This is a genomic window from Hoyosella subflava DQS3-9A1 (assembly GCF_000214175.1).
GTDB lineage: Bacteria > Actinomycetota > Actinomycetes > Mycobacteriales > Mycobacteriaceae > Hoyosella > Hoyosella subflava.
Window position 1 is genome coordinate 3,735,560 of sequence record NC_015564.1, and the last position, 22,053, is coordinate 3,757,612.

General features: G+C 62.4%; 25 protein-coding genes. 15 read left to right on the plus strand and 10 right to left on the minus strand.

Annotated features, from left to right (window positions below; translation table 11 throughout):
* The first annotated feature begins 14 nt into the window (after positions 1-14).
* The 5 genes from AS9A_RS17540 to AS9A_RS17560 all read left to right on the plus strand — a co-directional run bounded on the left by AS9A_RS17540 (position 15) and on the right by AS9A_RS17560 (position 4,214).
* A complete protein-coding gene (locus AS9A_RS17540) occupies positions 15-641 on the plus strand; it encodes a TetR/AcrR family transcriptional regulator (RefSeq protein WP_013808448.1) in 627 nt (208 codons plus the stop codon).
* 67 nt (positions 642-708) lie between these two features.
* The gene (locus AS9A_RS17545) at positions 709-1,467 is read left to right on the plus strand and encodes an ABC transporter ATP-binding protein (RefSeq protein WP_013808449.1); all 759 of its coding nucleotides are present in this window, start codon (positions 709-711) and stop codon (positions 1,465-1,467) included.
* Entirely contained in the window at positions 1,452-3,005 is a 1,554-nt protein-coding gene (locus AS9A_RS17550) for a hypothetical protein (protein WP_013808450.1), read from the plus strand. Before AS9A_RS17545 ends, AS9A_RS17550 begins: the two co-directional genes overlap by 16 nt.
* Positions 3,006-3,072: 67 nt before the next feature.
* Positions 3,073-4,002, plus strand: coding sequence for an SPFH domain-containing protein (locus AS9A_RS17555; RefSeq protein WP_013808451.1), 930 nt, complete (start codon positions 3,073-3,075; stop codon positions 4,000-4,002).
* An 8-nt stretch (positions 4,003-4,010) separates the two neighbouring features.
* The gene (locus AS9A_RS17560; RefSeq protein ID WP_013808452.1) at positions 4,011-4,214 is read left to right on the plus strand and encodes a hypothetical protein; all 204 of its coding nucleotides are present in this window, start codon (positions 4,011-4,013) and stop codon (positions 4,212-4,214) included.
* On the opposite strand, the gene AS9A_RS17565 is transcribed toward AS9A_RS17560, so the two are convergent.
* The 3 genes from AS9A_RS17565 to AS9A_RS17575 form a co-directional block, all read right to left on the minus strand.
* Entirely contained in the window at positions 4,211-4,903 is a 693-nt protein-coding gene (locus tag AS9A_RS17565) for a hypothetical protein (protein WP_148262500.1), read from the minus strand. The genes AS9A_RS17560 and AS9A_RS17565 overlap by 4 nt on opposite strands.
* Positions 4,904-5,024: 121 nt before the next feature.
* On the minus strand, positions 5,025-5,147 hold the full coding sequence (gene ykgO / locus AS9A_RS17570) for a type B 50S ribosomal protein L36 (protein WP_013808454.1): 123 nt from the start codon (positions 5,145-5,147) through the stop codon (positions 5,025-5,027).
* 56 nt (positions 5,148-5,203) lie between these two features.
* Positions 5,204-5,785, minus strand: coding sequence for an NADPH-dependent FMN reductase (locus tag AS9A_RS17575; RefSeq protein ID WP_041451188.1), 582 nt, complete (start codon positions 5,783-5,785; stop codon positions 5,204-5,206).
* Positions 5,786-5,927: 142 nt separating this feature from the next.
* Between AS9A_RS17575 and AS9A_RS17580 the strand changes: the two genes are divergently transcribed.
* The 3 genes from AS9A_RS17580 to nadE all read left to right on the plus strand — a co-directional run bounded on the left by AS9A_RS17580 (position 5,928) and on the right by nadE (position 8,004).
* Positions 5,928-6,551, plus strand: a complete 624-nt coding sequence (locus tag AS9A_RS17580) for a TetR/AcrR family transcriptional regulator (RefSeq protein WP_041451189.1) — start codon at positions 5,928-5,930, stop codon at positions 6,549-6,551.
* Between the two features lie 85 nt (positions 6,552-6,636).
* Positions 6,637-7,113 (plus strand): MarR family winged helix-turn-helix transcriptional regulator, encoded by a 477-nt coding sequence (locus AS9A_RS17585; RefSeq protein WP_013808457.1) that lies wholly within the window; start codon positions 6,637-6,639, stop codon positions 7,111-7,113.
* A 51-nt stretch (positions 7,114-7,164) separates the two neighbouring features.
* The gene (gene nadE / locus AS9A_RS17590) at positions 7,165-8,004 is read left to right on the plus strand and encodes an ammonia-dependent NAD(+) synthetase (RefSeq protein WP_013808458.1); all 840 of its coding nucleotides are present in this window, start codon (positions 7,165-7,167) and stop codon (positions 8,002-8,004) included.
* Here nadE and AS9A_RS17595 read toward each other — a convergent pair.
* A complete protein-coding gene (locus AS9A_RS17595) occupies positions 7,976-8,440 on the minus strand; it encodes a vitamin K epoxide reductase family protein (RefSeq protein WP_049793772.1) in 465 nt (154 codons plus the stop codon). The two genes, nadE and AS9A_RS17595, sit on opposite strands and share 29 nt — an antisense overlap.
* Positions 8,433-9,185, minus strand: a complete 753-nt coding sequence (locus AS9A_RS17600; protein WP_049793773.1) for an alpha/beta fold hydrolase — start codon at positions 9,183-9,185, stop codon at positions 8,433-8,435. Before AS9A_RS17600 ends, AS9A_RS17595 begins: the two co-directional genes overlap by 8 nt.
* A gap of 86 nt (positions 9,186-9,271) precedes the next feature.
* Here AS9A_RS17600 and AS9A_RS17605 point away from each other — a divergent pair, with 86 nt between their 5' ends.
* Positions 9,272-10,369 carry a NaeI family type II restriction endonuclease gene (locus tag AS9A_RS17605; protein WP_013808461.1) on the plus strand — a complete coding sequence of 366 codons (1,098 nt, stop codon included), beginning with the start codon at positions 9,272-9,274 and terminating at the stop codon, positions 10,367-10,369.
* On the opposite strand, the gene AS9A_RS17610 is transcribed toward AS9A_RS17605, so the two are convergent.
* Positions 10,353-11,420 carry a DNA cytosine methyltransferase gene (locus AS9A_RS17610; protein WP_049793774.1) on the minus strand — a complete coding sequence of 356 codons (1,068 nt, stop codon included), beginning with the start codon at positions 11,418-11,420 and terminating at the stop codon, positions 10,353-10,355. The genes AS9A_RS17605 and AS9A_RS17610 overlap by 17 nt on opposite strands.
* 207 nt (positions 11,421-11,627) lie before the next feature.
* Here AS9A_RS17610 and AS9A_RS17615 point away from each other — a divergent pair, with 207 nt between their 5' ends.
* From AS9A_RS17615 to AS9A_RS17635, 5 genes are all read left to right on the plus strand, one after another.
* Positions 11,628-13,067, plus strand: a complete 1,440-nt coding sequence (locus AS9A_RS17615; RefSeq protein ID WP_013808463.1) for a threonine/serine exporter family protein — start codon at positions 11,628-11,630, stop codon at positions 13,065-13,067.
* 329 nt (positions 13,068-13,396) lie between these two features.
* On the plus strand, positions 13,397-14,335 hold the full coding sequence (locus AS9A_RS17620; protein WP_237707832.1) for an alpha/beta fold hydrolase: 939 nt from the start codon (positions 13,397-13,399) through the stop codon (positions 14,333-14,335).
* Positions 14,336-14,398: 63 nt separating this feature from the next.
* Positions 14,399-14,863 (plus strand): very short patch repair endonuclease, encoded by a 465-nt coding sequence (locus AS9A_RS17625; protein WP_049793775.1) that lies wholly within the window; start codon positions 14,399-14,401, stop codon positions 14,861-14,863.
* Positions 14,864-14,901: 38 nt separating this feature from the next.
* Positions 14,902-15,267 carry a hypothetical protein gene (locus AS9A_RS17630; RefSeq protein ID WP_013808467.1) on the plus strand — a complete coding sequence of 122 codons (366 nt, stop codon included), beginning with the start codon at positions 14,902-14,904 and terminating at the stop codon, positions 15,265-15,267.
* Between the two features lie 13 nt (positions 15,268-15,280).
* On the plus strand, positions 15,281-16,342 hold the full coding sequence (locus AS9A_RS17635; RefSeq protein ID WP_013808468.1) for a PQQ-dependent sugar dehydrogenase: 1,062 nt from the start codon (positions 15,281-15,283) through the stop codon (positions 16,340-16,342).
* A 4-nt stretch (positions 16,343-16,346) separates the two neighbouring features.
* Here the strand turns inward: AS9A_RS17635 and tdh are convergent, their stop codons facing one another.
* The 4 genes from tdh to AS9A_RS17655 form a co-directional block, all read right to left on the minus strand.
* Positions 16,347-17,372 (minus strand): L-threonine 3-dehydrogenase, encoded by a 1,026-nt coding sequence (gene tdh, locus AS9A_RS17640; RefSeq protein WP_013808469.1) that lies wholly within the window; start codon positions 17,370-17,372, stop codon positions 16,347-16,349.
* A gap of 66 nt (positions 17,373-17,438) precedes the next feature.
* A complete protein-coding gene (locus tag AS9A_RS17645; RefSeq protein WP_148262502.1) occupies positions 17,439-18,029 on the minus strand; it encodes a hypothetical protein in 591 nt (196 codons plus the stop codon).
* Positions 18,030-18,056: 27 nt separating this feature from the next.
* Positions 18,057-19,136, minus strand: coding sequence for a class I SAM-dependent methyltransferase (locus tag AS9A_RS17650; RefSeq protein ID WP_013808471.1), 1,080 nt, complete (start codon positions 19,134-19,136; stop codon positions 18,057-18,059).
* Positions 19,137-19,215: 79 nt separating this feature from the next.
* Positions 19,216-20,853: a glycoside hydrolase family 13 protein gene (locus tag AS9A_RS17655; RefSeq protein ID WP_049793945.1), complete on the minus strand. Its 1,638-nt coding sequence runs from the start codon at positions 20,851-20,853 to the stop codon at positions 19,216-19,218.
* A 133-nt stretch (positions 20,854-20,986) separates the two neighbouring features.
* Here AS9A_RS17655 and AS9A_RS17660 point away from each other — a divergent pair, with 133 nt between their 5' ends.
* Positions 20,987-22,048: a LacI family DNA-binding transcriptional regulator gene (locus tag AS9A_RS17660; RefSeq protein WP_049793776.1), complete on the plus strand. Its 1,062-nt coding sequence runs from the start codon at positions 20,987-20,989 to the stop codon at positions 22,046-22,048.
* Positions 22,049-22,053 lie beyond the last annotated feature (5 nt).

Genomic DNA, 22,053 nt, shown 5'->3' on the forward strand with positions numbered 1-22,053 from the left:
ATAGGGTTCATCACATGCCACGCGTCTCTGAAGAGCACCTCAGCGCCCGGCGGGAACAGATTCTTTCGGCAGCGTGGCGCTGTTTCGCACGCAACGGCTTCCACATGACGTCGATGCAGGACATTCTTTCCGAAGCAGACCTCTCCGCAGGTGCCGTGTACCGCTACTTTCCGGGCAAGCTCGACCTGATCAAAGCCACTGCAGAACGGGTCTCCTACGGTCTCACTGCTGCGTTCGACACGCTCGACGCCGTTGAGCCAGTACCGCCTCCCGCGGAAGCATTCGGGTTCTTTGCATCCACGATGCTGCAATACATCGCGTCGCAGACCGAAGACCTGACGCGCGTCGCCATGCATGTGTGGTCGGAGGCACTTCGCGAAAAGGAGATCAGCGATCAAGTCAAAACGGTCGGTACGGCGGTTCTTGCACGGTGGATGAATACCGCCTCGCGCTGGAAGGACGCTGGCCATATCGCACAAACCGCCGAGGTACGCGATGTTGCCAAAGTGATGTACAGCGCGATGGTCGGCTTCATCGTCCAGCGAAATCTGCTGGGCGACCTTACGGTGGAACAATACGTTTCGGGCCTCGATGCGCTGATTCACAGTTCCGCGGCGCCGGTGAGTTCCGACACGGATTGATTGCCCGGCACTCCGATCAGGCCCTTTTTGCGGCAGGCTGTCACTAACCAATTCAGGAGGCTTGCACATGTCTGAGCCCGCGCTCGCCCTCGAGGGACTGTCGAAATCATTCGGACAGAATCCAGCCGTCCGCTCCGTGTCACTGACTGTTCCGCGAGGGTCGTTCTACGGTCTCGTGGGACCCAACGGAGCCGGAAAAACAACCACGCTCGCAATGGCCACCGGCCTGCTGCGCCCGGACATCGGGCGGGCTCAAGTGTTCGGCCACGACGTCTGGGCAGACCCGGTCACTGCAAAAACACTGTTCGGTGTTCTCCCCGACGGCCTCACCTTGATCGACCGCCTTACTGGGCGCGAGTTGCTGACATTTCAGGGCCTTCTACGCAGTATGGACAAGTCGACTGTCGACCAGCGCAGCACTGAACTGCTGAACGTCCTTGGACTGAGCGATGCAGGAGACAAACTCGTCGCCGACTACTCGGCGGGTATGACCAAGAAGATTGGCCTCGCCTGCGCGATGCTCCACGCCCCGCGGCTGCTGCTACTGGACGAACCCTTCGAAGCCGTCGATCCCGTGTCGTCCGCAACCATCCGGAAAATCCTGCAGCGGTTCGTCGCGGGAGGCGGTTCCATCATTCTCTCGAGCCACGTCATGGCCACCGTCGAACAGCTGTGCTCGCATGTCGCGGTCATGTCCGAGGGCGCGATCGCCGCAAGCGGAACGATCGAGGAGGTACGCGGGAGCGAGCCGCTCGAGGATGTATTCGTGCGCCTCGTCGGCGGCCACACCGATGGCGGAGAGGAGCTGTCGTGGTTGCGCTCCTGATGCGTTTGCGGTGGGCGATTACCCGAAACAATCACACGGGTGGCCGCCTGGCGCTGTACATCCTGCTTGGGGTGCTCGGGCTTCTCGCAGGCATCGGATCCCTCCTTGTCGGGCTGGCCCAGTTTGACCGGCCAGGCGCGGAAGCGGACCTGATTGCGCTCGTAGCTGCCACCTGGGGTGTTGTCTGGATTTTCACGCCTTTTGTCGCCGGGACAGTAGGCGGTGCGCTTCGGCCCACGCAGTTCGCACTACTTCCGCTACCACCGCGCCAATTCGCGGTGGCCTTCCTCCTGACGTCGTTCGCGACCGCACCGGTCGCGTTTACCCTGTTGGGCCTCGGGGGACCTGTTCTGTACGCGCTCCGGACCGCGCCCGAGGCTGTCTTTGTCGCTGTCCCGGCGGTGGTGTTGCAAACTATCTTCGTCGTCGGACTTGCCCGCCTTGTAGGGATTTGGCTGACAGCACTTGCAAGTACGCGCAAAGGCCGCGACCTGGCGATGCTGGCTGCCGTAGTTCTCGGTGCCGGGCTGTGGCTTGTGTACATGGCAATGCAGCTGATCGTCCCCGCAGTCATCAACGCCGATGCACCCTGGCTGAACACGTTACTGCGCGCGGTCCCGTTCGGCTGGGCAGCGCACGCCACCGACCTTGCCATTGCAGGATCATGGATTTCCGCGCTGGGCATGCTGCTTGCGCTCGCAAGCCTCATTGCCGTCATATCCTGGGCGTGGACGCCCGTGGTAACGCGTCAAATGCTCTGGCCTGGAGGCGAATCGGGTGCGGCTGAGAAATCACGACGCACCAGCAGCCGCGCACAGGGACCGCTGAGCGCTTCCGTGGGCAAAGAGTTCGCACTTCTGTGGCGTGACCCGCGCCGCAAAGCTGCGCTGCTGGTAGTGCCGATGTTCCTTGCGCTGGTATTCGTAGGCCCTTCGATCATGGAGGGATTTGACGCGTACCTCGCCGGTGCCCTCGTCATCATGACGATCGCGTTGCTCTCCGGCTTCCTCAACCTATACGGGTTCGATGGACCCGCGGTCTGGCAGGTTCTCGTGACGCCAGACGGTGCCCGTCACGACCTGCGCGGCAAGCAGTTCGCCTGGGTGACACTCGCGGCCCCAATCCTGATGCTTGTGCTGGTCGGCCGCTACGTCCTGTACGACCGTGGGCTCGACGCCCTCGCCTACGATCTCTCGAGTTACTTCGCGGCGCTGGGGGTGGGTGCAGCAGCGGTCGGACTGTCGTCGGTTCTCGCGCCCTATCCGGTGCCTTCCGCGAAACAGGGCAACCCGTTCTCGACGCGTGGCTCGTTCAATAGCGCTTCGCTTGCGTCACTCTTTTTGACCATCGCAGCCCTTGCTGCGGTCTTCACTGTGTTCGCGCTCCTGACCGCATCCGGCGGCTGGATCGCGTGGCTCGCGGTGCCCGTCGGCGCTGGTGTGGGATACGGCGCTTGGATCCTCGGCGGTCGGATTTCGTCCCGTGCACTGGAGTCGCGGGGGCCGGAGATTCTCGCGGTAGTGCGCAAAGAACCCTAGAACCACTCCATCACAGAAACTGATATCATATTGCTAGCAACCAGCCTCAGAGAGGAGGTTTCTGGCAATGACAACCGCACCCGCGCCCCAGAAATCACAGGTCCCACTGATTCCCGCACCTAAAATCAGTGAACGTGCCGCACCGAACACCAACGGGTGGCCGGTAGCTGGAGCGGTGCTAGTCGCTTTTCTGGCGGCACCTGCACTCATCGTTATGGGGGTGATAGCCCAATCGCCAGCCGGCTGGACAGCAGTCGGGGTCGGGGTAGTGCTCATCCTCGCCGCCCTCATCGTCGGCGCAGGGCTCACCCTCGTGGCACCAAACGAATCGCGGGTCTTGCAGGTCCTGGGCGGAAATTACAGCGGGACGTTGCGCACACCAGGATTTCGCTGGGTCAATCCCCTGACGCTTCGTAAACGCGTCTCCGTCCGCATCCGCAACCACGAAACCGGTCGCGCGAAGGTCAACGACGTTGACGGCAACCCCATCGAGATCTCCGCTGTTGTCGTGTGGCAGGTCGAGGACACCGCGCGAGCTGTGTTCGCGGTGGATGACTTTGTCGAATTTGTCGAATTTCAAACGGAAGCGGCGGTCCGTCACATCGCTGGGTCGTACCCATACGACGCGTCCGACAGGCTATCGCTGCGTGAAAACGCGGACGACATCAACGCGAAGCTTGCCGAAGAAATCGCGGTCCGTGTCAACGCTGCAGGTGTCCGCGTCATCGAATCCCGGATCACCCGACTGGCATACGCGCCCGAAATCGCACAAGCCATGCTGCGGCGTCAACAGGCGGGCGCCGTGATCGCGGCACGCCAACGCATCGTCGAGGGTGCTGTCACGATCGTCCAGCAAGCGCTGGATCGCCTAGATAGCGACGGTGTTATCGAACTGGATGAAGAGCGAAAAGCAGCGATGGTCTCCAACCTGCTCGTCGTACTGTGCGCTGACCGCGACGCACAGCCCGTGGTCAACACAGGAACGCTCTACCAGTAGGCCAGGCAATGGCGACCGAGCGGAAGAAAATCTTGTTGCGGCTCGACCCCGCCGTCCATGATTCACTGGCGAAGTGGGCGGCGGACGAGTTGCGCAGCACCAACGCGCAAATCGAGTTCCTGCTGCGCAAGGCTCTGACAGAAGCGCGGAGGATGCCCGATGCGGCACGGCCTGTCAGGCGTCAGGGCCGGCCGCCTAAATCTGACAGCTAATCTCCGCTGTAGTCCGGATTTTGTGCCATGTAAGCGTCCGCGCGAATACTCAGGGAGGTGGAAACACCAGAGTTGGGCAAGCTTGCCCGCACATTGACGACGGTGTTGAACGCACCCATCGGCCCCGCACCGGTCACCGCGGGCACCTTGAAGTTCGAGGCGGCGACGTTGATGTTTCCGATCGCAATCACTCCGGATGGAATGCCGTCGCGGGTCAGCTTGGGAATGTGATCGTCACCCTCGATTCGCTGCATCCGGACAGTGAGCGGCTCGCTCGGTGTGCCGATGTAGCACTCACCCCCGACGAGCGGGTTCTGCACATGTATGCGGAGGAACAAGGTGAGATCGAAGGCAAGCAAATCGTTGAGCAACAGTGGCTTGACTGCCTGGACCTGTGCTGTCACATTGCCCATCGAGCCAAGCGCGCGGGACACGGCACCAACTCCGGTGACGCCGCCAGGTACAGCGAGCGACTTTCCATAGATACCGTGGCTCCCATCCGAGGGAGCCACGAACGTTCCGTTCTCAACTCCGCCACTGATCTTCAGGCCACCGTCCGAGATCGGAACAACGAAGTTCGCGCTGCGGAATTCCCCACCCCGAATCAGAACCGTAAGGCAATGCTGCGCCGTCGGCGAACTCGCGACGAACCCAGGGAAGTGGGACTTTGTTGCCTTTGATGTGGTCACCCGTGACTCCTCGCCGCTCGCCGCTGCGCGGTAGGTCGTGACAGCGTTGCTGCTCACTGTCTACCGCACCGCGGCGGCATCCGCGCGAAGTTCAGTCACACTATATCCACGCGCCCGGCGGTCATCCCTGCCGAGCTTTGAAACGTGGCTCCTTCTTGTTGATCACGAAAACTTTGCCCCGGCGCCGGACGACCTGCGCGCCTGGCTTGTTCTTCAGTGACCGCAATGACTTACGGACCTTCATCCGCCCTCCTCTTATCCGATAATGATTTTCACTATAGCTAAGAGGGGCGGGTTTCCCTAGGCGACGAGGGCAACACTACCGGCGAGCGACACCACTGCTTCCCGCACCTGTGTCACTGCCTCAGCGTCGTCGGCCGGGCGATTCTCGGCGAAACGCTGGTATGCGCCGCCAATCGAGACGGAGACCTCCTCGACCACGCGGCCACCCGCGACTCCCACCGACCTGCGAGCATCATCATGGGCCCAGGTTCCGCCGTACTGGCCTGCCGCGATTCCCACCACAGCGACCGGCTTGTCTTTGATTGCACCTTCACCGAACGGGCGCGACAGCCAGTCAATGGCGTTCTTGAGTACTGCCGGAAGGGTCCCGTTATATTCGGGCGTGACAAGCAGCAGCGCGTCCGCAGCCTCGACGGCGGCACGGAGCTCTTCAGCAGGCACGGGAACGCCAGTGCGGCTGTCGACATCTTCCGAATAGAACGGCACGGTGCCCAGCCCATCCACGATCGAGACGTCGATCCCATCGGGGGCGTTGGTGACCGCGATTTCGGCGAGCTCTCTATTCAGCGAGCCCGCACGGAGGCTCCCCACCAGCACTGCGACTTTCACGCCGTTCGAGGTGCCGTTCTTCGTTGCCATGATGCCCTCCAGGATGTCCGATTGTTTTCGCAGCGGTCGCCGCTCGATACCGCGTACAACCGGACCGCGGTCCGGTTTCATCCCGATGCGGTTGGCGTGTGATTGAGGTCACAGATTGCCCCTGCCGACTACCATCCTTTAAGTGACAGCCTCCGGAAGTGACCCCGCGCGCCGGCTTCCGCTCATCGGTGCACCAGAATCGGAGCGCGCAGACGCTGTAAGGAACCGCGAACGACTGCTCTGCAGCGCGCGGCAGATTGTGCGCACCGAGGGCGCGGAAGCGCTGACCATGGAACGCCTCGCACACAGCGCAGGCGTTGGCAAGGGCACGGTCTTCCGGCGATTCGGCAGCCGATCAGGGCTGATGTTCGCGCTCCTCGACGAGGCTGAGCAGCAACTTCAGCATGCTTACCTGTTCGGCCCCCCTCCGCTAGGTCCAGGCGCTGCACCCGTAGACCGACTGCTCGCGTACGGACGCGCGCGCCTGACTTTCCTCGACGAACACGGTGAACTGCAATTGCAAGCCGAGCGGCAGCCTATGAGCGCATACAGGTCGCCGCCGCACGCCGTCGAACACACCCATGTGATGAATCTCTTGATCCAAGCGCGAGTGACGATCAACCCACGTTTACTCGCCGATTCATTGCTTGCTTCACTCACCGCCGGGCTTGTGCTGTATCAGCTTCGCACTCAACAGTTTTCCCTCGACGATCTTGTCATGACCTGGGAGCACTTGGTGCGCGCCACAGTGCCGCGAGCAGACTGACTCCCCAACACGACTCGTGTGGCGGCCACCACTAGAGTTTGCATAGGCAAGTACTACACGATCGTGAAGGCTTAGCATTTTCGTTATGGCCGACGATCGCACCCTCTTCGACGACCCCAGAATCACCCTGATGGGTCTTTTCGTCGAAGCTTACGGGGCACTGACCAGCAGAACCGCTAGCCAGATCAGCGAACACGACCTGGCCCCAGCCGAGTTCGAAGCGTTGCTTCGGCTGAGCAGAAGCGCGGAGCGGAGTCTTCGCATGTCCGACCTTGCCGCGCAGGCAGCGCTGACCAACAGTGGTGCGACCCGTTTAGTCGATCGTCTGGAGTCCCGCGGCCTCGTCACACGAGAAACTAGCCCTGACGATCGCCGTGGCACCACCGCCGTCATCACAGAGGACGGGCTCCGGAAGGTCACGGAGGTCCTGCCCGGCCATCTCAGCATCGTTCAGGACGCCTTCCTCGACGGGGTGCCTGCCGAAGCGCGGGCGCCGTTCTTCGAGGCGCTCCGCGCGATTCGGGACCATCTGCGACCGGAAGCCGAACGCGGCGCACGCTAGGGTGCCCGGCTGGCCTGCGGTGTCCCGCGGGCCCCGCTAAGGTAGATACGCATGAGCGGCCTGCGTGAAGAGATTCAGCGTGAACTGTGCGTCACACCCCAGATTGACCCTGCAACAGAGATCCGGAAGCGCGTCGAGTTTCTGAAACAGTACGCAGCAGCTACACGGGCCTCGGGCTTCGTACTCGGCATCAGCGGTGGTCAGGACAGCGCACTCGCTGGCAAGCTCTGCCAGATGGCTGCTACCGAACTCCGCTCTGAAGGCACCGCTGCGCGTTTTGTCGCGGTACGCCTGCCGCATGGCGTGCAGTCCGACGAGTCCGACGCGAACGCAGCGCTCGAGTTCATCGAACCCGACGATCTGACGACCGTGAACATCAAAGCAAGCACCGCCGCAGCCGCAACGGAAATTTCGCATGCGATCTCCCACCTCGAAGGCGGGAACGAGGGCATCAGCGACTTTGTGCGGGGCAACGTCAAAGCGCGTGAGCGCATGGTCGCGCAATATGCCATCGCCGGCCAGCTCGGAATGCTCGTCGTGGGAACCGACCATGCAGCGGAAGCAGTCACCGGGTTCTTCACAAAGTACGGTGACGGCGGCGTCGACCTCACACCTTTGGCCGGTCTGACGAAGCGGCAGGGTAAACAACTTCTTCGAGAACTCGGATCGCCCGAGACCATCTGGAAAAAGGTCCCCACCGCTGACCTCGAGGACGGTCGGCCCGCACTCCCCGACGAAGCCGCGCTGGGGATGACGTACGAGGAGATCGACAGCTACCTCGAGGGTGGCTCCGTCAGCGAGGAGACCGCAGCACGTATTGAACGTGTCTACCTGGCAACGCGGCACAAGCGCACGGTGCCCGTTACGCCGTTTGACGACTGGTGGCGCTGACCGCCAATCTGATCGCCGCGATGAGGACCAGCGGCGTCACCGCCCACACCACGAGGCAGTACGGGCACAGCACCCGAATGACCGCAACGCTCTGATACACGAGCCACAGCACGAAGATGGACGCTGCGATCACCCCGCCAAGGTGGGTGAGCACGAACCACCGGGGCATTCGCACGTTTCCCAAAGCGAGCACCCCCACCGCGGTGACGAGCGGAAAGCCCGCTAGGCCCAGATACGTGTTGGGGAAACCCAACGCCTCCGCCTGCCAGGACGTCAGTACAGCTCCACACGTCAATCGCTCATTGACGTCGCACAGCGGCAGGTAGCCCGGCAAGGCGAGCATTCGTGTCCGTTCGACGGTAAGCAGGACGGCAGCAACAAATCCGGCAGCCCCTCCCCCGATCAGCATCCACCCCGCACCTCGCTGGTCAAGCATCCACTGTCCGCAGAAAATCCAGCACCAGCGCATTGCACTGTTCCGCGTTCTCGGCGGGGATTTCGTGTTTCGCGCCCCGCAGAATGTGTAACTCCGCTCCTGGCAACGACCGGGCAATCAGCTCGGTGTGACCGGAGCGGACAACATCGCGCTGGCCAGCGATGACCAGCGCCGGGATATGCGCACGGCGGAGCCGTACCGGATCAATGTGCGGATGATCAGTCATCAGCACGATCTTTGCCAGCGCTGCTGCTGCCCGGCGCGATCGGCGTGCCGCAATCGATAGCGCGGCCCGCTGCACAATCAGCACCGCGCGGGTCCACGGATGCAGGCCGGTTGGGTCCAGATTCGCACCCACCACCGACACGGATCGGACCCGCTGCGGGTGGTCCGACACGAGTTGCAGCGCGATGTTGCCGCCATCGCTGTAACCGAAAACATGTGCGGAACGGATGTTCAGTTCGTCGAGAACCGCAAGTACATCACGCGAGAAAAGCGGGAAGTCCCACGACTCGGTCCCACCGCTGGACCGGCCGTGACCGCGAGTATCAATCGCCACCACCCAGTGGTGGGCTGCGAAGGCCCGGATCTGAGTATCCAGGGTATGCAGATCCTCGCCATTTCCATGCAGCACGACGAGCGGGGCGAGAGCGCTGTCGCCGTACGTCTCGAAGTGAATGTGCGCCGTTTCGGTTCGAACATGGCCCGCCGATAATGGCTCCCGGTCTGTTCCCGCCAACGTCACAGCCTCCTTATGATCAACAGCCCGCACGTCAACTGCACGGCCGGTCGTATCGATCAGCGGGCGTTACAGCACATTACAGTGGCGGAGTGCACGACGACTCTAGCTTCCTGCCTCTGGACGCCTTCACGCGCGCCGCAGCACCGGCCACTAAGGGATCGGACTGGCACACTGAGGCGCTGTTCGAACTCGCCCCGGCGGGCGCCTCCGCTGCGCCGCTTGAGATTGGTGACCGGGTAGTGCAGGAGATCGTCTCGTCGCTGCGACATGCGGACCCACAAGGTGAACGTTTCGCTGCCGTTTTCCGCGCCACGTTCGACCAGCTCTACGACGGGCAGCACACCGGCCGCTACTGCTGGGATCAGCTCTACAAAACCGAAAAGACCCACTTTGGGACGCTCATCGAAATCAACCTGCGCCGCGCGTTCGGAGATGTGCTGCGAGACGGTGAACTTCTCGACTACAAGATCAACGGCTATGACGTGGACTGCAAGTTTTCGCAGCGGTCTGGCGGGTGGATGCTTCCGCCGGAGGCGTTAGGCCACGTCATTCTTGCGTGCACCGCAAGCGACCAGGCCGGGACGTGGAGCGTCGGAGTGGTGCGCGCGCGACCGGAAATCTGTCGGCTCAGCGTGAATCGCGACGGGAAGACCGCGCTGAGCCCGAAAGGTATAGCTGAGGTCGTGTGGCTGCACAAGGATGCCGAACTCCCACCCAATGTGCTGTTGAAAGTGGATCCAGTTGTGGTGGCTCGCATCTTCTCGCTTCCAACTGGCCAGCAGCGCGTCAATGAACTTTTCCGCCGTGTCACCAACCATCGCATTGGCCGCAATACCGTGGCGACGGTCGCGGAGCAAGACGACTACATGAAGCGGGTGCGCGCGAACGGCGGGGCCCGCTCGACGTTGCAGGCAGAAGGAATTCTGATCGCCGGCGGCGACTACGTCGCACACAGGGCAGTGGCACACGAACTCGGTGCGGCGGTTCCGCAGCCTGGCGAGTTCGTCAGCATCCGTGTGGTGCCTGCCGCTCGTGGAGACCACGGCCCTGTCGCCGAGATTGAAGGCACCCTGTGGCGCTGCGCGCGCCCGGGAGAGTCCGCGACCGCGGCCGCACCTACCATCCCTGCCTCGCGCCGCGGCTCACTCAAAGTCAGTGTCGATGACTCCGTCAGCCGACTGCTCTGACAGGCTGCAAAAGCCGGTCTTTCCGCACCGCGGCCGCACGAGATCGGCGATTGGTCGCGGCGCCCCCTGCCAGCATCCGCCGGATGGAACCACCGATTGCGGTGGCGACCGGCGGAGGGAAGGCATTCCCGATCTGCCGGTATGCCGCCGTTTTGCGTCCCGAGAACTGCCACTCGGGCGGGAAGCCCTGCAGCGCGGCGACCATTTCCAGAGTCAGTCGCGGAGTGAAATCCATCGGTGTCTCCGTTCCGGGCGCCGCGTCAGCGATGCCCCTCCCGTCTACCCCGAGCGCCAGCCACGCCGCGCGAGCGCGGGTCGGGCCTAGATCTGGACCACCATGCTTACGGGAACCACCCACGATCGTCGGGCCGATTCCCTCCGCGCCTGCTGCCCAGTGGCCAGCCCCCGGCCAGCCATCCTGAGCCATGAAACGATATAGCGTTTCCCCCACGGTCGGCGGCGTTCCCTTCGCGCCAGGCCACTCGAAACGTCGCATGAAACGTCGTTTCGCCGCGACCAAGATGAATCGAGGACGCAATTGAGGCACGCCGAACTCGGAGGCGTTGAGCACCTGCCAGTCGGCGTTGTATCCGAGGGAATCGAGGCGGTCGAGAATGGACTGCCGATAAGGCGCGAATCGGGCTGTCGAGAGGCCGCGCACATTCTCGAGCATCACGGCTGCGGGGCGCGCCTGCGCGACGAGACGCAGTGCCTCGGGGAACAAGTCTCGCTCGTCGTCAGCACCGAGCTGATGTCCCGCGATCGAGAACGGCGGGCACGGGACGCCTCCCGCTATCAAATCAACGCCGCGAAAATCCCTGCCGCGCACCTCCCGGACATCACCTTCATGTACCTTCCAGGAGGGGCGGTTCAGCCGAAGGGTCGCACAAGGTTCTGGCTCGATCTCCACAGCGAGTTCGTGACGGAACCCAGCGATCTCCAGTCCGAGCGACTGCCCACCTGCCCCCGCGCAGATCTCCAAGCACGTCAGCTCCTCCGTCACCGTTCCTCCTGCCACGCCAGCAATGCCCAGAAAAACAGGGCGCTTCATTTCGCCTCGCACCGTACGGTATCGGTCTGACAGGTTTCTGCGGGCACACAGCCGCGGCATGTCTCAGAGGCTAATTACGCCCAGCACATCATCCGTTCATGAAAGCGACGACCCCCACATCGCATTGTCGAGGCGCACTCGCCATCATGGATGGAGGTCGGTCATCGAAATCGCGGTGCGCCGGATACTAGAGGGAGGGTCATCAGCATGAGTGGATGGTCGCAGCGCCTGATGACGGCGCTTTTTGGGCCACCCAGCGCACAACCTGCCACCATCGACACTGCTGCGATCCCCGCGATCCTGCCGCTGCGGCCAATCGACCTCAGCGACGACAGTGCGGTGACCGAGACCCTTGACCTCGCGGTCCGCGTGGGCTCGGTACTGCTCGACGCAGGAACCGGCGCGATCGATACCCAGACCCAGATTCAGTTCGTCGCCTCCACCTACGGACTCGAACAGTGTGAGGTAGACGTCACGTACAACTCGATCGTCATCACGGCGCATCGGGGCGCGTCTCTCCCACCTGCGACCACGATGCGTGTCGTCCACCATCGATCGCTGGACTTCACACGGCTCTCGGCAGTCGATCAGCTGATTCGGCGGATGCGCCACCGCGCACTGACACCGGCTCAGGCGCATCGCATTCTCGACACCATCGTTTCAGCCCCGCACCCTTACCCGCGCTGGGTCGCGACATCGGGGTGGGCGGGGCTCGCCGCATCGGTCGCGGTCCTGCTCGGCGCCGGGCCGGTAATCGCGCTAGTTGCCTTTCTCACGACGATCGCCATCTACCGCACGAATCTTGCGCTGAACCAGCTCGGGCTCCCGCTGTTCTACCAGCAGGTGGTTGGCGGAATCATCGCCACGATTCCCGCGCCGATCATGTATCTCCTCAGTGGGCCGCTGGGGATTACCGTGCACCCCTCCCAAATCGTCGCCACCGGGATCGTCGTGCTGCTTGCTGGCTTGTCACTGGTCGGCTCTGTCCAGGACGCCATTACGGGTGCGCCTATCACCGCGTCAGCGCGACTGCTGGAAGTCGTGATGATGACCGCGGGAATCATCACCGGCGTCACCCTTACCCTGCAGATCACCCAGCAGCTCGGAATAGACCTGCCGATGATCGGAACGACCCTCGTCCAGGGCTTCACACGAATGCCGGTCCAGATCCTCGCGGGCGCCGTCGCCGCCATGTGTTTCGCGCTCGCAAGTTACGCCGAACGCAGGGCCCTCACAGCTGCGGCGCTCGGCGGAGCAGCCGGAATGGCCACCTTCCTCACCACGGTAAACGCTGAGGCCGGGACCGTCGCAGCGGCAGGCACCGCGGCGATCCTCGTTGGGTTCGCAGGTGGCCTTGTCGCGCGCCGCGCTCTCGTTCCTCCGCTTGTCGTGGCTGTCGCCGGCATCACTCCACTGCTACCCGGCCTCGCGATATACCGCGGGTTGTACGGGCTCGTTGCGGACGATCGGTTCGAAGGCATCTCAAACCTTGCCAACGCAATGGCGATTGGTGTTGCGCTCGCCGCGGGTGTCGTTCTCGGTGAGTGGATGGCGCGGACGTTGCGCCGGCCGCAGATGCCTTTCCGGCCCGACGTCGTGTCTACCCGGTTCCTGCCGCGCCCATGGGCGCGCCCACGCAGAAGCTGATCTGGTTAACTTGCGCGCCCCGCAGTGGTGCCACTTGCCCACCGAATAGCGACAACCACCTCGAACATCGACCAGTTGTCGCTGCAAGGTGGGCGTGCGAACCCAGCACGTGTCACACCCAAACAATGACAACGACTATTGTCACAGTAAATGTTGTTCTATAGTATCGAGGAGATTGTCGGCCAACGATGCCCCGATAAGTGGTCCGCGAGAACCGCGCAACAACGACGGCGAGTTCGTCCACTACGGACGTCGAGGGGTCTTGCCGAAGTCTGCGCGGCGGGTGGGGCCACCAGAGACCTGTGGAGAAGACCTCTATGATCAGCGCTGTGGACGTTCAACGACGAACTGTCACCAATGGTGACGTTTCCCTTGCGGTCTTCGAAACCGGCAACCCGGAAGGTGAGCCCATTGTCCTCGTGCATGGCTGGCCAGACACGCATGAGCTATGGCAGTACGTGGTGCCGCAGCTTTCCCACCGCTTCCGCGTTATCTCGTACGACACCCGTGGCGCCGGTGAAAGCACGGTTCCCGCTCGTGTGTCCGACTACGAACTCGCTGCGCTCGCCGCCGACTTCTACGCTGTAATCGATGCCGTGAGCCCGGACGCTCCGGTCCACGTCCTTGCACACGACTGGGGCGGCGTAGAGGTGTGGGAAGCGCTCGCAACTGAGGACGCCGCGAGCCGCGTCGCCTCGTTCACAGTGACGTCCGGACCCAACCTCGACATTCTCATGTACTGGGTGCGTGACCGGCTCAGGCGGCCGACTCTCAGTAACCTCGCGGGACCGCTCGAGCAAGGCGTCGCCTCCTACTACACCTACCTTTTCCAGCTACCGTGGTTGCCAGAACTGGTCCTGCGCCGTGTCATGGCCGGAAACTGGGCCCGCTTCCTTGGCCTCTTTGATGGGCTGGACCCGGCCCGGGTTAAGTCGGCCGCCACGATTGCCGAGGATATGGCGAACGGCGTCAACCGGTACCGCGCCAATATCGCGCGGCGCCTAATTCGTTCACAGCCGAAGCCAACGACGGTGCCAGTGCAAGTAGTCATCAACGCGCGGGACCGTGCGGTGCGGCCCGGCGGGTACGACGACTACGGGAAGTTCGCGTCACAGCTGTGGCGCCGGACAATCGATTCTGGTCACTGGTCCCCGATCTCGAACCCAGACGACCTGGTCCGGGCAACAGTCGAGTTCATCGACATGCTCAGTGGATCAGACCCATCCACAGAACTTGCAGAAGGACGCGTCAGCTACTCAGGTGAGTGACGCGATGCCCGATAGCATCGGCCGGGGTTCGTCGGACGACCGCTGGAATGGCAGTGTGGCCCTATGGACCCTGTGGACGGGCTGATAGCGCCGACTCCGGGCAGGTCGCGGAATATGGCGGCTATCAAGCGTGCCGGAACGCAACCGGAACGGCTCGTCCGTTCGGCGCTACACAGAATGGGCTACCGCTTCCGCAAGGACCTTCCCATCCGGGCAGACGGCATGCTGATTAGACCGGACATCGTCTTCACTAAAGCACATGTCGCGGTCTTCATTGACGGCTGTTTCTGGCACTGCTGCCCCGAACACGGCACGAAGCCACGCACCAACTCCGCATACTGGAACCCGAAGCTCGCGCGCAACGCGGAGCGCGATCGCCGACAGAAACAGGCGCTTGAAACCGCCGGCTGGACCGTTCTCCGCATCTGGGAGCACTGCTCTGTCGAAGAAGCATGTGCTTCAGTAGTGTCAGCGCTTCGCTGCGAGGGAACACGGACCAATCCGGCACCATCGGGCGAAAGATCGTGACAGGCTTGATGTACCAGTGTCTTCAGAGAGGTGTGAGCATGGACGCAAGCCAGGACACGGCCCTGGATGATGCAATCGCTAATGCCGAAAAGAGAGCAGGCGATACGTCGTCTCCGCTGGCGAAGCGCCTGGGCAAGGCGGCTCTTGTCGGGCTGACAGTCGCCCGCGGCCCGGTCGGAATCGGCCTTCTTGCGGCCCAGCGACTCCGCTCGGGGCGCAAAGCGGCAGAGACATCGAAGAAGCAGCGTTCCAAGAAGGTCAAGGTAATGCGCGGAACGATCTGGGTGACGAGCGCGATCGGACTCGCGGGGCTTGCCGCGTACATGGCGAAGCACTGGGACGAACTGTCCGAAGGCGGACCAGAGTCGCCTCAGATCGGGCTCAGCTACGACACCCAGACGTAAAGGCTGCCGTGGCGTGCGCGTGATTCGCTGGGCTGCGGCAGCGGTGTCCGCAGCTGTCCTGGCCGGTTGCGCGCAAGACCCGTCGCCCTCGAGGTCTGTTCCAGTTGACAATAACGCCTCTGCGGTCTCCATCGTGGCGGCAGAGCTACAGGTCCCCTGGGATGTCGCATTTCTGCCCAACGGTGATGCGCTGGTGACTGAACGCGACAGCGGACGTGTGCTTCTCATCGACGACTCGGGCACTCCCACCGAGGTACTTCAGCTCGACGGCGTCGAAAATCGGGGTGAAGGTGGCCTCATGGGAATAGCCGTATCCCCCGAGTTCGCCGACACCGCGCAGGTTTTCATTTACTACACCACTGAGGCGGAGAACCGCATTGTGCGTTTCACGTTCAGCGACGACGCTCTCACGGACCCCCAGCCGATCCTGACAGGCATTCCGTCGGGCACCATCCACAACGGAGGTGCGCTTGCCTTCGGCCCTGAGGGCTACCTTTACGCGGCGACCGGAGATGCTGGGCGACAGCAACTCGCGCAAGACGTCGATTCACTCGGCGGCAAAATCCTGCGACTCACCACAGACGGGCGACCGGCACCCGACAATCCGTTCCCCGATTCGGCGGTCCTCAGTTACGGGCACCGGAACATTCAGGGTCTGGCGTTCGACTCCCGTGATCAGTTGTGGGCGTCAGAATTCGGTGCTTCTAGCTGGGATGAACTCAACCTGATCGTCCCCGCTGGGAACTACGGATGGCCTGAGATCGAAGGCATCGGTGGCGATGACCGCTTCATCGACCCCGTCGAAGTGTGGCGGCCGGCCGAGGCATCCCCGGCAGGCCTGGCCATCATCGATGACGTCGTGTACATGGCTGCCCTGCGCGGCAATCGGCTATGGGAGCTCCCGATCGATAACGGCGCGACTGGTGACGCCCGAGCGTCGCTCGGGGAATTCGGACGCTTGCGGGCTGCGGTCGCTGCACCCGATGGCAGCCTGTGGGTAACGACGAGCAACCGTGACGGGCGCGGGCAGCCACGCCCGGACGACGACCAGATTCTGAGGGTCGAAGTTCCCTAGCTCACTAGGTCCAGGTCATCATAGCCTTGGCCGCTCCCGCCTCCTCAAGAGAAGCGAAGGCGTCACGATAGCGATCGGCAGAGAAGCGGTGGGTAATGATCGGAGAGATGTCGATCCCCGCTTCAATGAGAACGCCCATTTTGTACCAGGTCTCAAAGATCTCACGCCCGTAGATTCCTTTGAGATTGAGCATGTTGACAACAACCACGCTCCAGTCGATGGCAAACGGTTCGGACGGCAAGCCGAGGATCGCGATGTTTGCCCCGTGGATGGTGTGAGCAAGGATCTGCTCCAGAGCTTTCGGGCTCCCAGAGAACTCCAGCGCAACATCAAAACCTTCCCGCATACCGAGGTCAGCCTTGACATCGCTCAATTTTTCCGACCGCACATCGACCACGCGGGTTGCACCCATCCGAAGCGCAAGCTGAAGACGCAGCGGGTTGAGGTCGGTAACCACGATCTTTCGGGCACCGGCGTGTCTGGCGACAGCGGTCGCCATCAAACCAATCGGTCCCGCCCCCGTGATCAAAACGTCCTCCCCCACCATCGGGAATTTGAGGGCGGTGTGGACTGCGTTGCCGAACGGATCGAACAACGCTGCGATCTCAGGGTCGACGCGACCAGTATGTCGCCACACATTCGACTTGGGAATTAAGACATAATCCGCGAAAGCGCCGGGAAAGTTCACCCCCAGCCCTCTCGGTGCCCTGCACCGCCGCCGCTTGCCCGCAAGACAGTTTCGGCAACAGCCGCACACCACGTGACCTTCGGCGCTGACAAGTTCGCCCTCGACGAAGCCCGATACGTTGGAGCCCAATGCCGCGATATGACCCGCGAATTCATGCCCTATCGTCATGGGCGCGGGGATCGTGCGCTGCGCCCACGGATCCCACCGGTAAATGTGCAAGTCAGTCCCGCAGATGCCGGTCGTATGAACCCGGATGAGGACGTCATCTGGACCTGGCACAGGGATTGGTACGTCTTCGAGGCGAAGACCGTGCTCGTCCGGGTGCTTGACCAGGGCCCTCATTGCGCTAGCATCTCACATTCGACCAAGCCTGAATGCAGATATTCGGACATAACCGTCTGAGTGCGTCTAGTACTCCGCCGCATCGATCATCGGCCCGAGGTCCACGTCGCGCGCTTTCTGGATATGTGGTTTGTTCACTTCCTCCTTGATGTACTTTGCGACGAATCGCTTCACCTCCGATTCCATGCCCGACACGATTTGGAGGACGCTGGAGGCGAGACCCTCTGCGCGGATCTCTACCGCGACGTCGCTCTTGTCTGGTGGCTCAACTTCGATCACGGCGCGCAACGGTTTCGCGGCGCGCGCCGTCAGTTTCAGATCGACAGCGACATCGGCCCGAAAGCGGTGCACCGTGCCAGTCAACCGGACAACGAATTTCAGATCGACCGGGATATGCAGGTTGAAGCGGAGCGGCTCGTCCTCGGACACTCGCGTGACAGTGGGATCATTGACAATTCCGTGCGCGGTGACCTTCGCGATACGCCCAGGACCAGCACCGATCGGCCCGAATTCGATCGGCGCTCCAGTGATGCCGGAAACGGCCGACAGTATTCGCTTCTTCGAGATGGCGCGGTCGAAGAACGCCAGGCCGAAATCTGCGTAGGTGAAGTATTCAGTCTTGGGCGCACCACGCTGCGCATCATGGTCAGCACTCACATTGTTGAACATACTCCGCGTGTTCGGTCACGACTGAACGAGTCGGTAGAACCGGAAGAAGTCATTCTCGATGTCGTAGATCTCTATCCCACTGAACCCCGCCTGACGTGCGTACTTGTCCAGCGTGGCCGGACGCATCACGGTTCCCGTACCAACCGAGTGCTCATGGGAAAGCCCGTCTGGAAGACAGCACAGCAGACTGTATCCGTACATCAACTGCTCGACTTCGTCTCCCGGTGCGGTGAATTCGTGCGCCACGCGCTCGTCCATGACCAGCACTGTCCCGTCTGGACGCACAAGACGCCGCATCTCCCGCAGCACTGAAACTGGGTCGGACATGTCGTGGATGCATTCGAACGCGCATACGAGGTCGTACTGGGCGCTGCGGTCAGGGCCCGGCATCGTCGCGGAGAACGACACCCTGTCCGAGACTCCGTAGGACTCCGCGACGGCACGGGCTTTCACTATCGACGCAATATCGGTGTCAATGCCGTCGACAGTGGCATCTGGGTAGGCTTTTGCGATTCCAATGGAGGACCATCCGTACCCGCACCCGATGTCGGCGACGGTCCCGCCTGCACGGAGCGCCTGTTCGATGCTGGGAATCGACGGCAAGTATTCCTTACCCAATGGGCCGAGGAACAGGGGCCTGTTGGCGGCCGCCTGGCCCTCGCGTGCGTCCGTTCCGAACTGTTCCCAACTCACACCAGTTCCGGTGCGGTAGGCGTGGACCAGGTCTTCGAGCCGCTGACTGGTAGCTGCGAAAAGCTGGCTGAAGGGCGCGATGTAGTTCAGCGAACTTTCACGCGCGAGGACCTCCGCGTGCTCCGGCGGAAGCGTGAACCGGCGTTCCTCTTGGTCCGCGCTGACGTCGTCAACGTGTACGTAGCCGCACACCGCCTGGTGTTCTAGCCACTCCCTCGCGTAGCGGGGCGCCGTCTCGGTGCGGCGAGCCAGCTCTGCGGCGGTGAGCGATTCACCGTCACTCAGCGCTGTGTAGTAGCCAAGTGACATTCCGAGGTAGATGGCTTGCGTCTCCGCGGCTCCGAGCACTGAGCGGAAAACGCGTTCCGTAAACGCCTCGGTTACCGCTGCTGAAGTTGTCATGAATGTGGCCTCCGTGTGTGTCGGTGCAAAGCGGTGGTGTACCCGCTCACCATCTACACGGAGGCCACGTTCATTCGGTTCACTCAGATTCTTGGACCCACGCCGTCGCGTTCGGCGGCAGCCCGCCGTTTGTCGGCGCACTCGCCACCACAACCGTGCCCTCCGGAAGCGGTACTGCTTCAGAGCTGAAGTTCGTGATGCTGTGCCACCCGCCAGGGCGGGTGAAGTGCAGCACGGCGGGTTTGTCTGTGGCTACCCAGTCGAGCGATTCGTCGGTCTGCATTTTGTGCCGCGCTTCGAGCGCGGACCGATAGAGAGCAAGGGTGGAACTCGGGTCCGCTTCCTGGACCGACGCGGCCGCATCAGCGAACCACTCCGGCTGGGGAAGATGCGCATGTCCCGGTCCGAAACCGTAGGACGGGCCGTCAGGTGTCCAGGGCAGCGGCACGCGGCATCCGTCGCGGCCCTTCTCGATGCCGCGGTTACGGAAGAACGCGGGGTCCTGCATGACCTCTTCGGGAAGGTCGCCGACCTCATGGAGGCCGAGTTCCTCGCCCTGGTACATGTAGGTCGACCCGGGTAGTGCGAGCAGAAGCAACGCTGCCGCGCGAGCCCGGCGCACACCGAGTTCACTGTCGAGTTCCGGCTCCTGACCGTCGGTCATGAGCCACGACTTACCGTTCTTCGTTTCACTGTCCTGCGGTAGCCCATACCTGGTGGCGTGGCGAACTACATCGTGGTTCGACAGGACCCACGTTGACGATGCGCCGGACTCGGCGGACAGCTTCAAGTTGTCGTCAATGACGTCCCGGAACTCTTCTGCGTCCCACGCTGCTTCAAGCAGGTCGAAGTTGAATGCCTGACCAAGCCCCTCCGCACTGGCATAGCGCGGGCGGCGCGGCCTAGGCACCCACGCTTCCGCGACCGCGGTCCGGGGCGGTTCATACTCGTTGAAAACCTTGCGCCATTCCGCATAGATCTCGTGGACCTCGTCGCGGTCCCAGAACGGATGTGTGCCGTCTAGCGGAAGGTGTTCATGCATCAGATGACGGAGTTCGTCCCACGTCGGCAGCGGCTCCGAAAGGTCCTTCGTGAGCGCGTGGGCCACGTCGATCCGGAAGCCATCAACACCGCGATCGGACCAGAAGCGGAGAGTCTTGATGAAGTCCTCACGCACTTCGGGATTGTCCCAGTTCAAGTCTGGCTGCTCGGGTGCGAACAGGTGGAGGTACCACTGCCCGTCGGGCGTCTGGTGCCACGCCGGCCCGCCGAAAACCGACTGCCAATCCGTGGGCGGCAGGGATCCGTCCGGACCTTCCCCATCACGGAAAATGTAGCGATCGCGCGCGGCCGAGCCTGCGGGCGCCTGCAATGCTTCCTGGAACCACTCGTGCTGGTCAGAGGTGTGGTTAGGGACAATGTCGACAATGATCTTGATTCCCGCACTATGGAGCGCCGCGACCATCTCGTCGAAGTCCTCTAGGGAACCGAGGCGCGGATCGACATTGCGATAGTCCGCTACGTCATATCCACCGTCGGCAAGCTCCGACGGGTAAAACGGGCTCAGCCACACCGCATCGACACCGAGATTTTTCAGGTAGGGCACCCGTGAAGTGATGCCCTTGATGTCGCCCAGGCCGTCGCCGTCAGAGTCAGCGAAACTGCGCGGGTAGATCTGATATACGGCGGCTTGACGCCACCAATTGGGATCGGTCATAGCGGGGTCGGACACCTGTCCTCCTGATCAAGGATTGCATGGTTGGATGAAGCGTAGCTAAATCGAGTTAGCTCGAGTATCTTTCTCATGACGGATCACTGTCAACCCCTTTGTCGAAAGCTGTCAGACAGATATGAACGCACCCCGAGTGACACTCGCTGACGTCGCCCTCAGAGCTGGGGTTTCACGCTCCACGGCGTCGTTCGTGATGACCGGGCGCGCGGCCGACATGCGAATCTCAGAGGCAGCACAACGAAAAGTCCTCGAGGCCGCCGCCGATCTCGGGTACCGCCCGAACCTCACCGCACGCAGCCTCCGCACGAACAAAACGCACACCATCGGTCTGATCTCGGACACCATCGCCACCACTCCCTTCGCTGGTGAAGTCATTCATGGCGCGCTTGATGCGGCACTCGCGCACGGCCATCTGCTCTTCGTCGCAGAAACCGCTGGTAACGAGGCAGTGGAAGCCGACCTGATCTCGGAAATGCTCGATCGGCAAGTAGACGGGATTATTTACGCGACGATGTTCACGCGCTACCAGAAGGCGCCCGCAGTGCTGTCGAAGGTGCAATCGGTCCTCATCAACTGCCTGGATCCGACGTCCAGCTCCCCCCGAATAGTCCCGGACGAATATCAAGGAGGCCGCACTGCAGCGCGGGCTCTGACCAATGCCGGCCACCTGCACGGCATATACGTCATCGGTGGGCGGCACGACATCCCTAAGACCCCCGGTGGCCTCTACGCAGGCGTGAATCGTATGCGCGGCGTGGAAGACGAACTACGCACGTACGGCACCGAAGTCGCTCTGTCGTATGAATGCGAGTACGAACCCGCGTTTGGTTACCAGGCCACAATCGAACTTCTCAGCGACGGCCATCGGCCGCGAGCACTCCTATGCCTGAATGACCGCCTCGCCTTTGGCGCCTACCAGGCACTCGGAGAGCGCGGCATGCGTGTGCCTGATGATGTTTCCGTCGTGTCGTTTGATGCGTCAGACCTCGCTTCATGGCTTCGGCCCAGCCTGACAAGTGTCGCCCTGCCCCACTACGAACTCGGAAGGATAGCGGTCACTACGCTCCTCGATGCGCCCGCCGGGAAGGGCGGCGAGAGCAACGACGTTCTCGTCCCCATGCCGCTGCATGAGGGAGATTCAATAGCGACGGTGACTTCAGCCGGCCAGATTCAGGAGTAACGGGA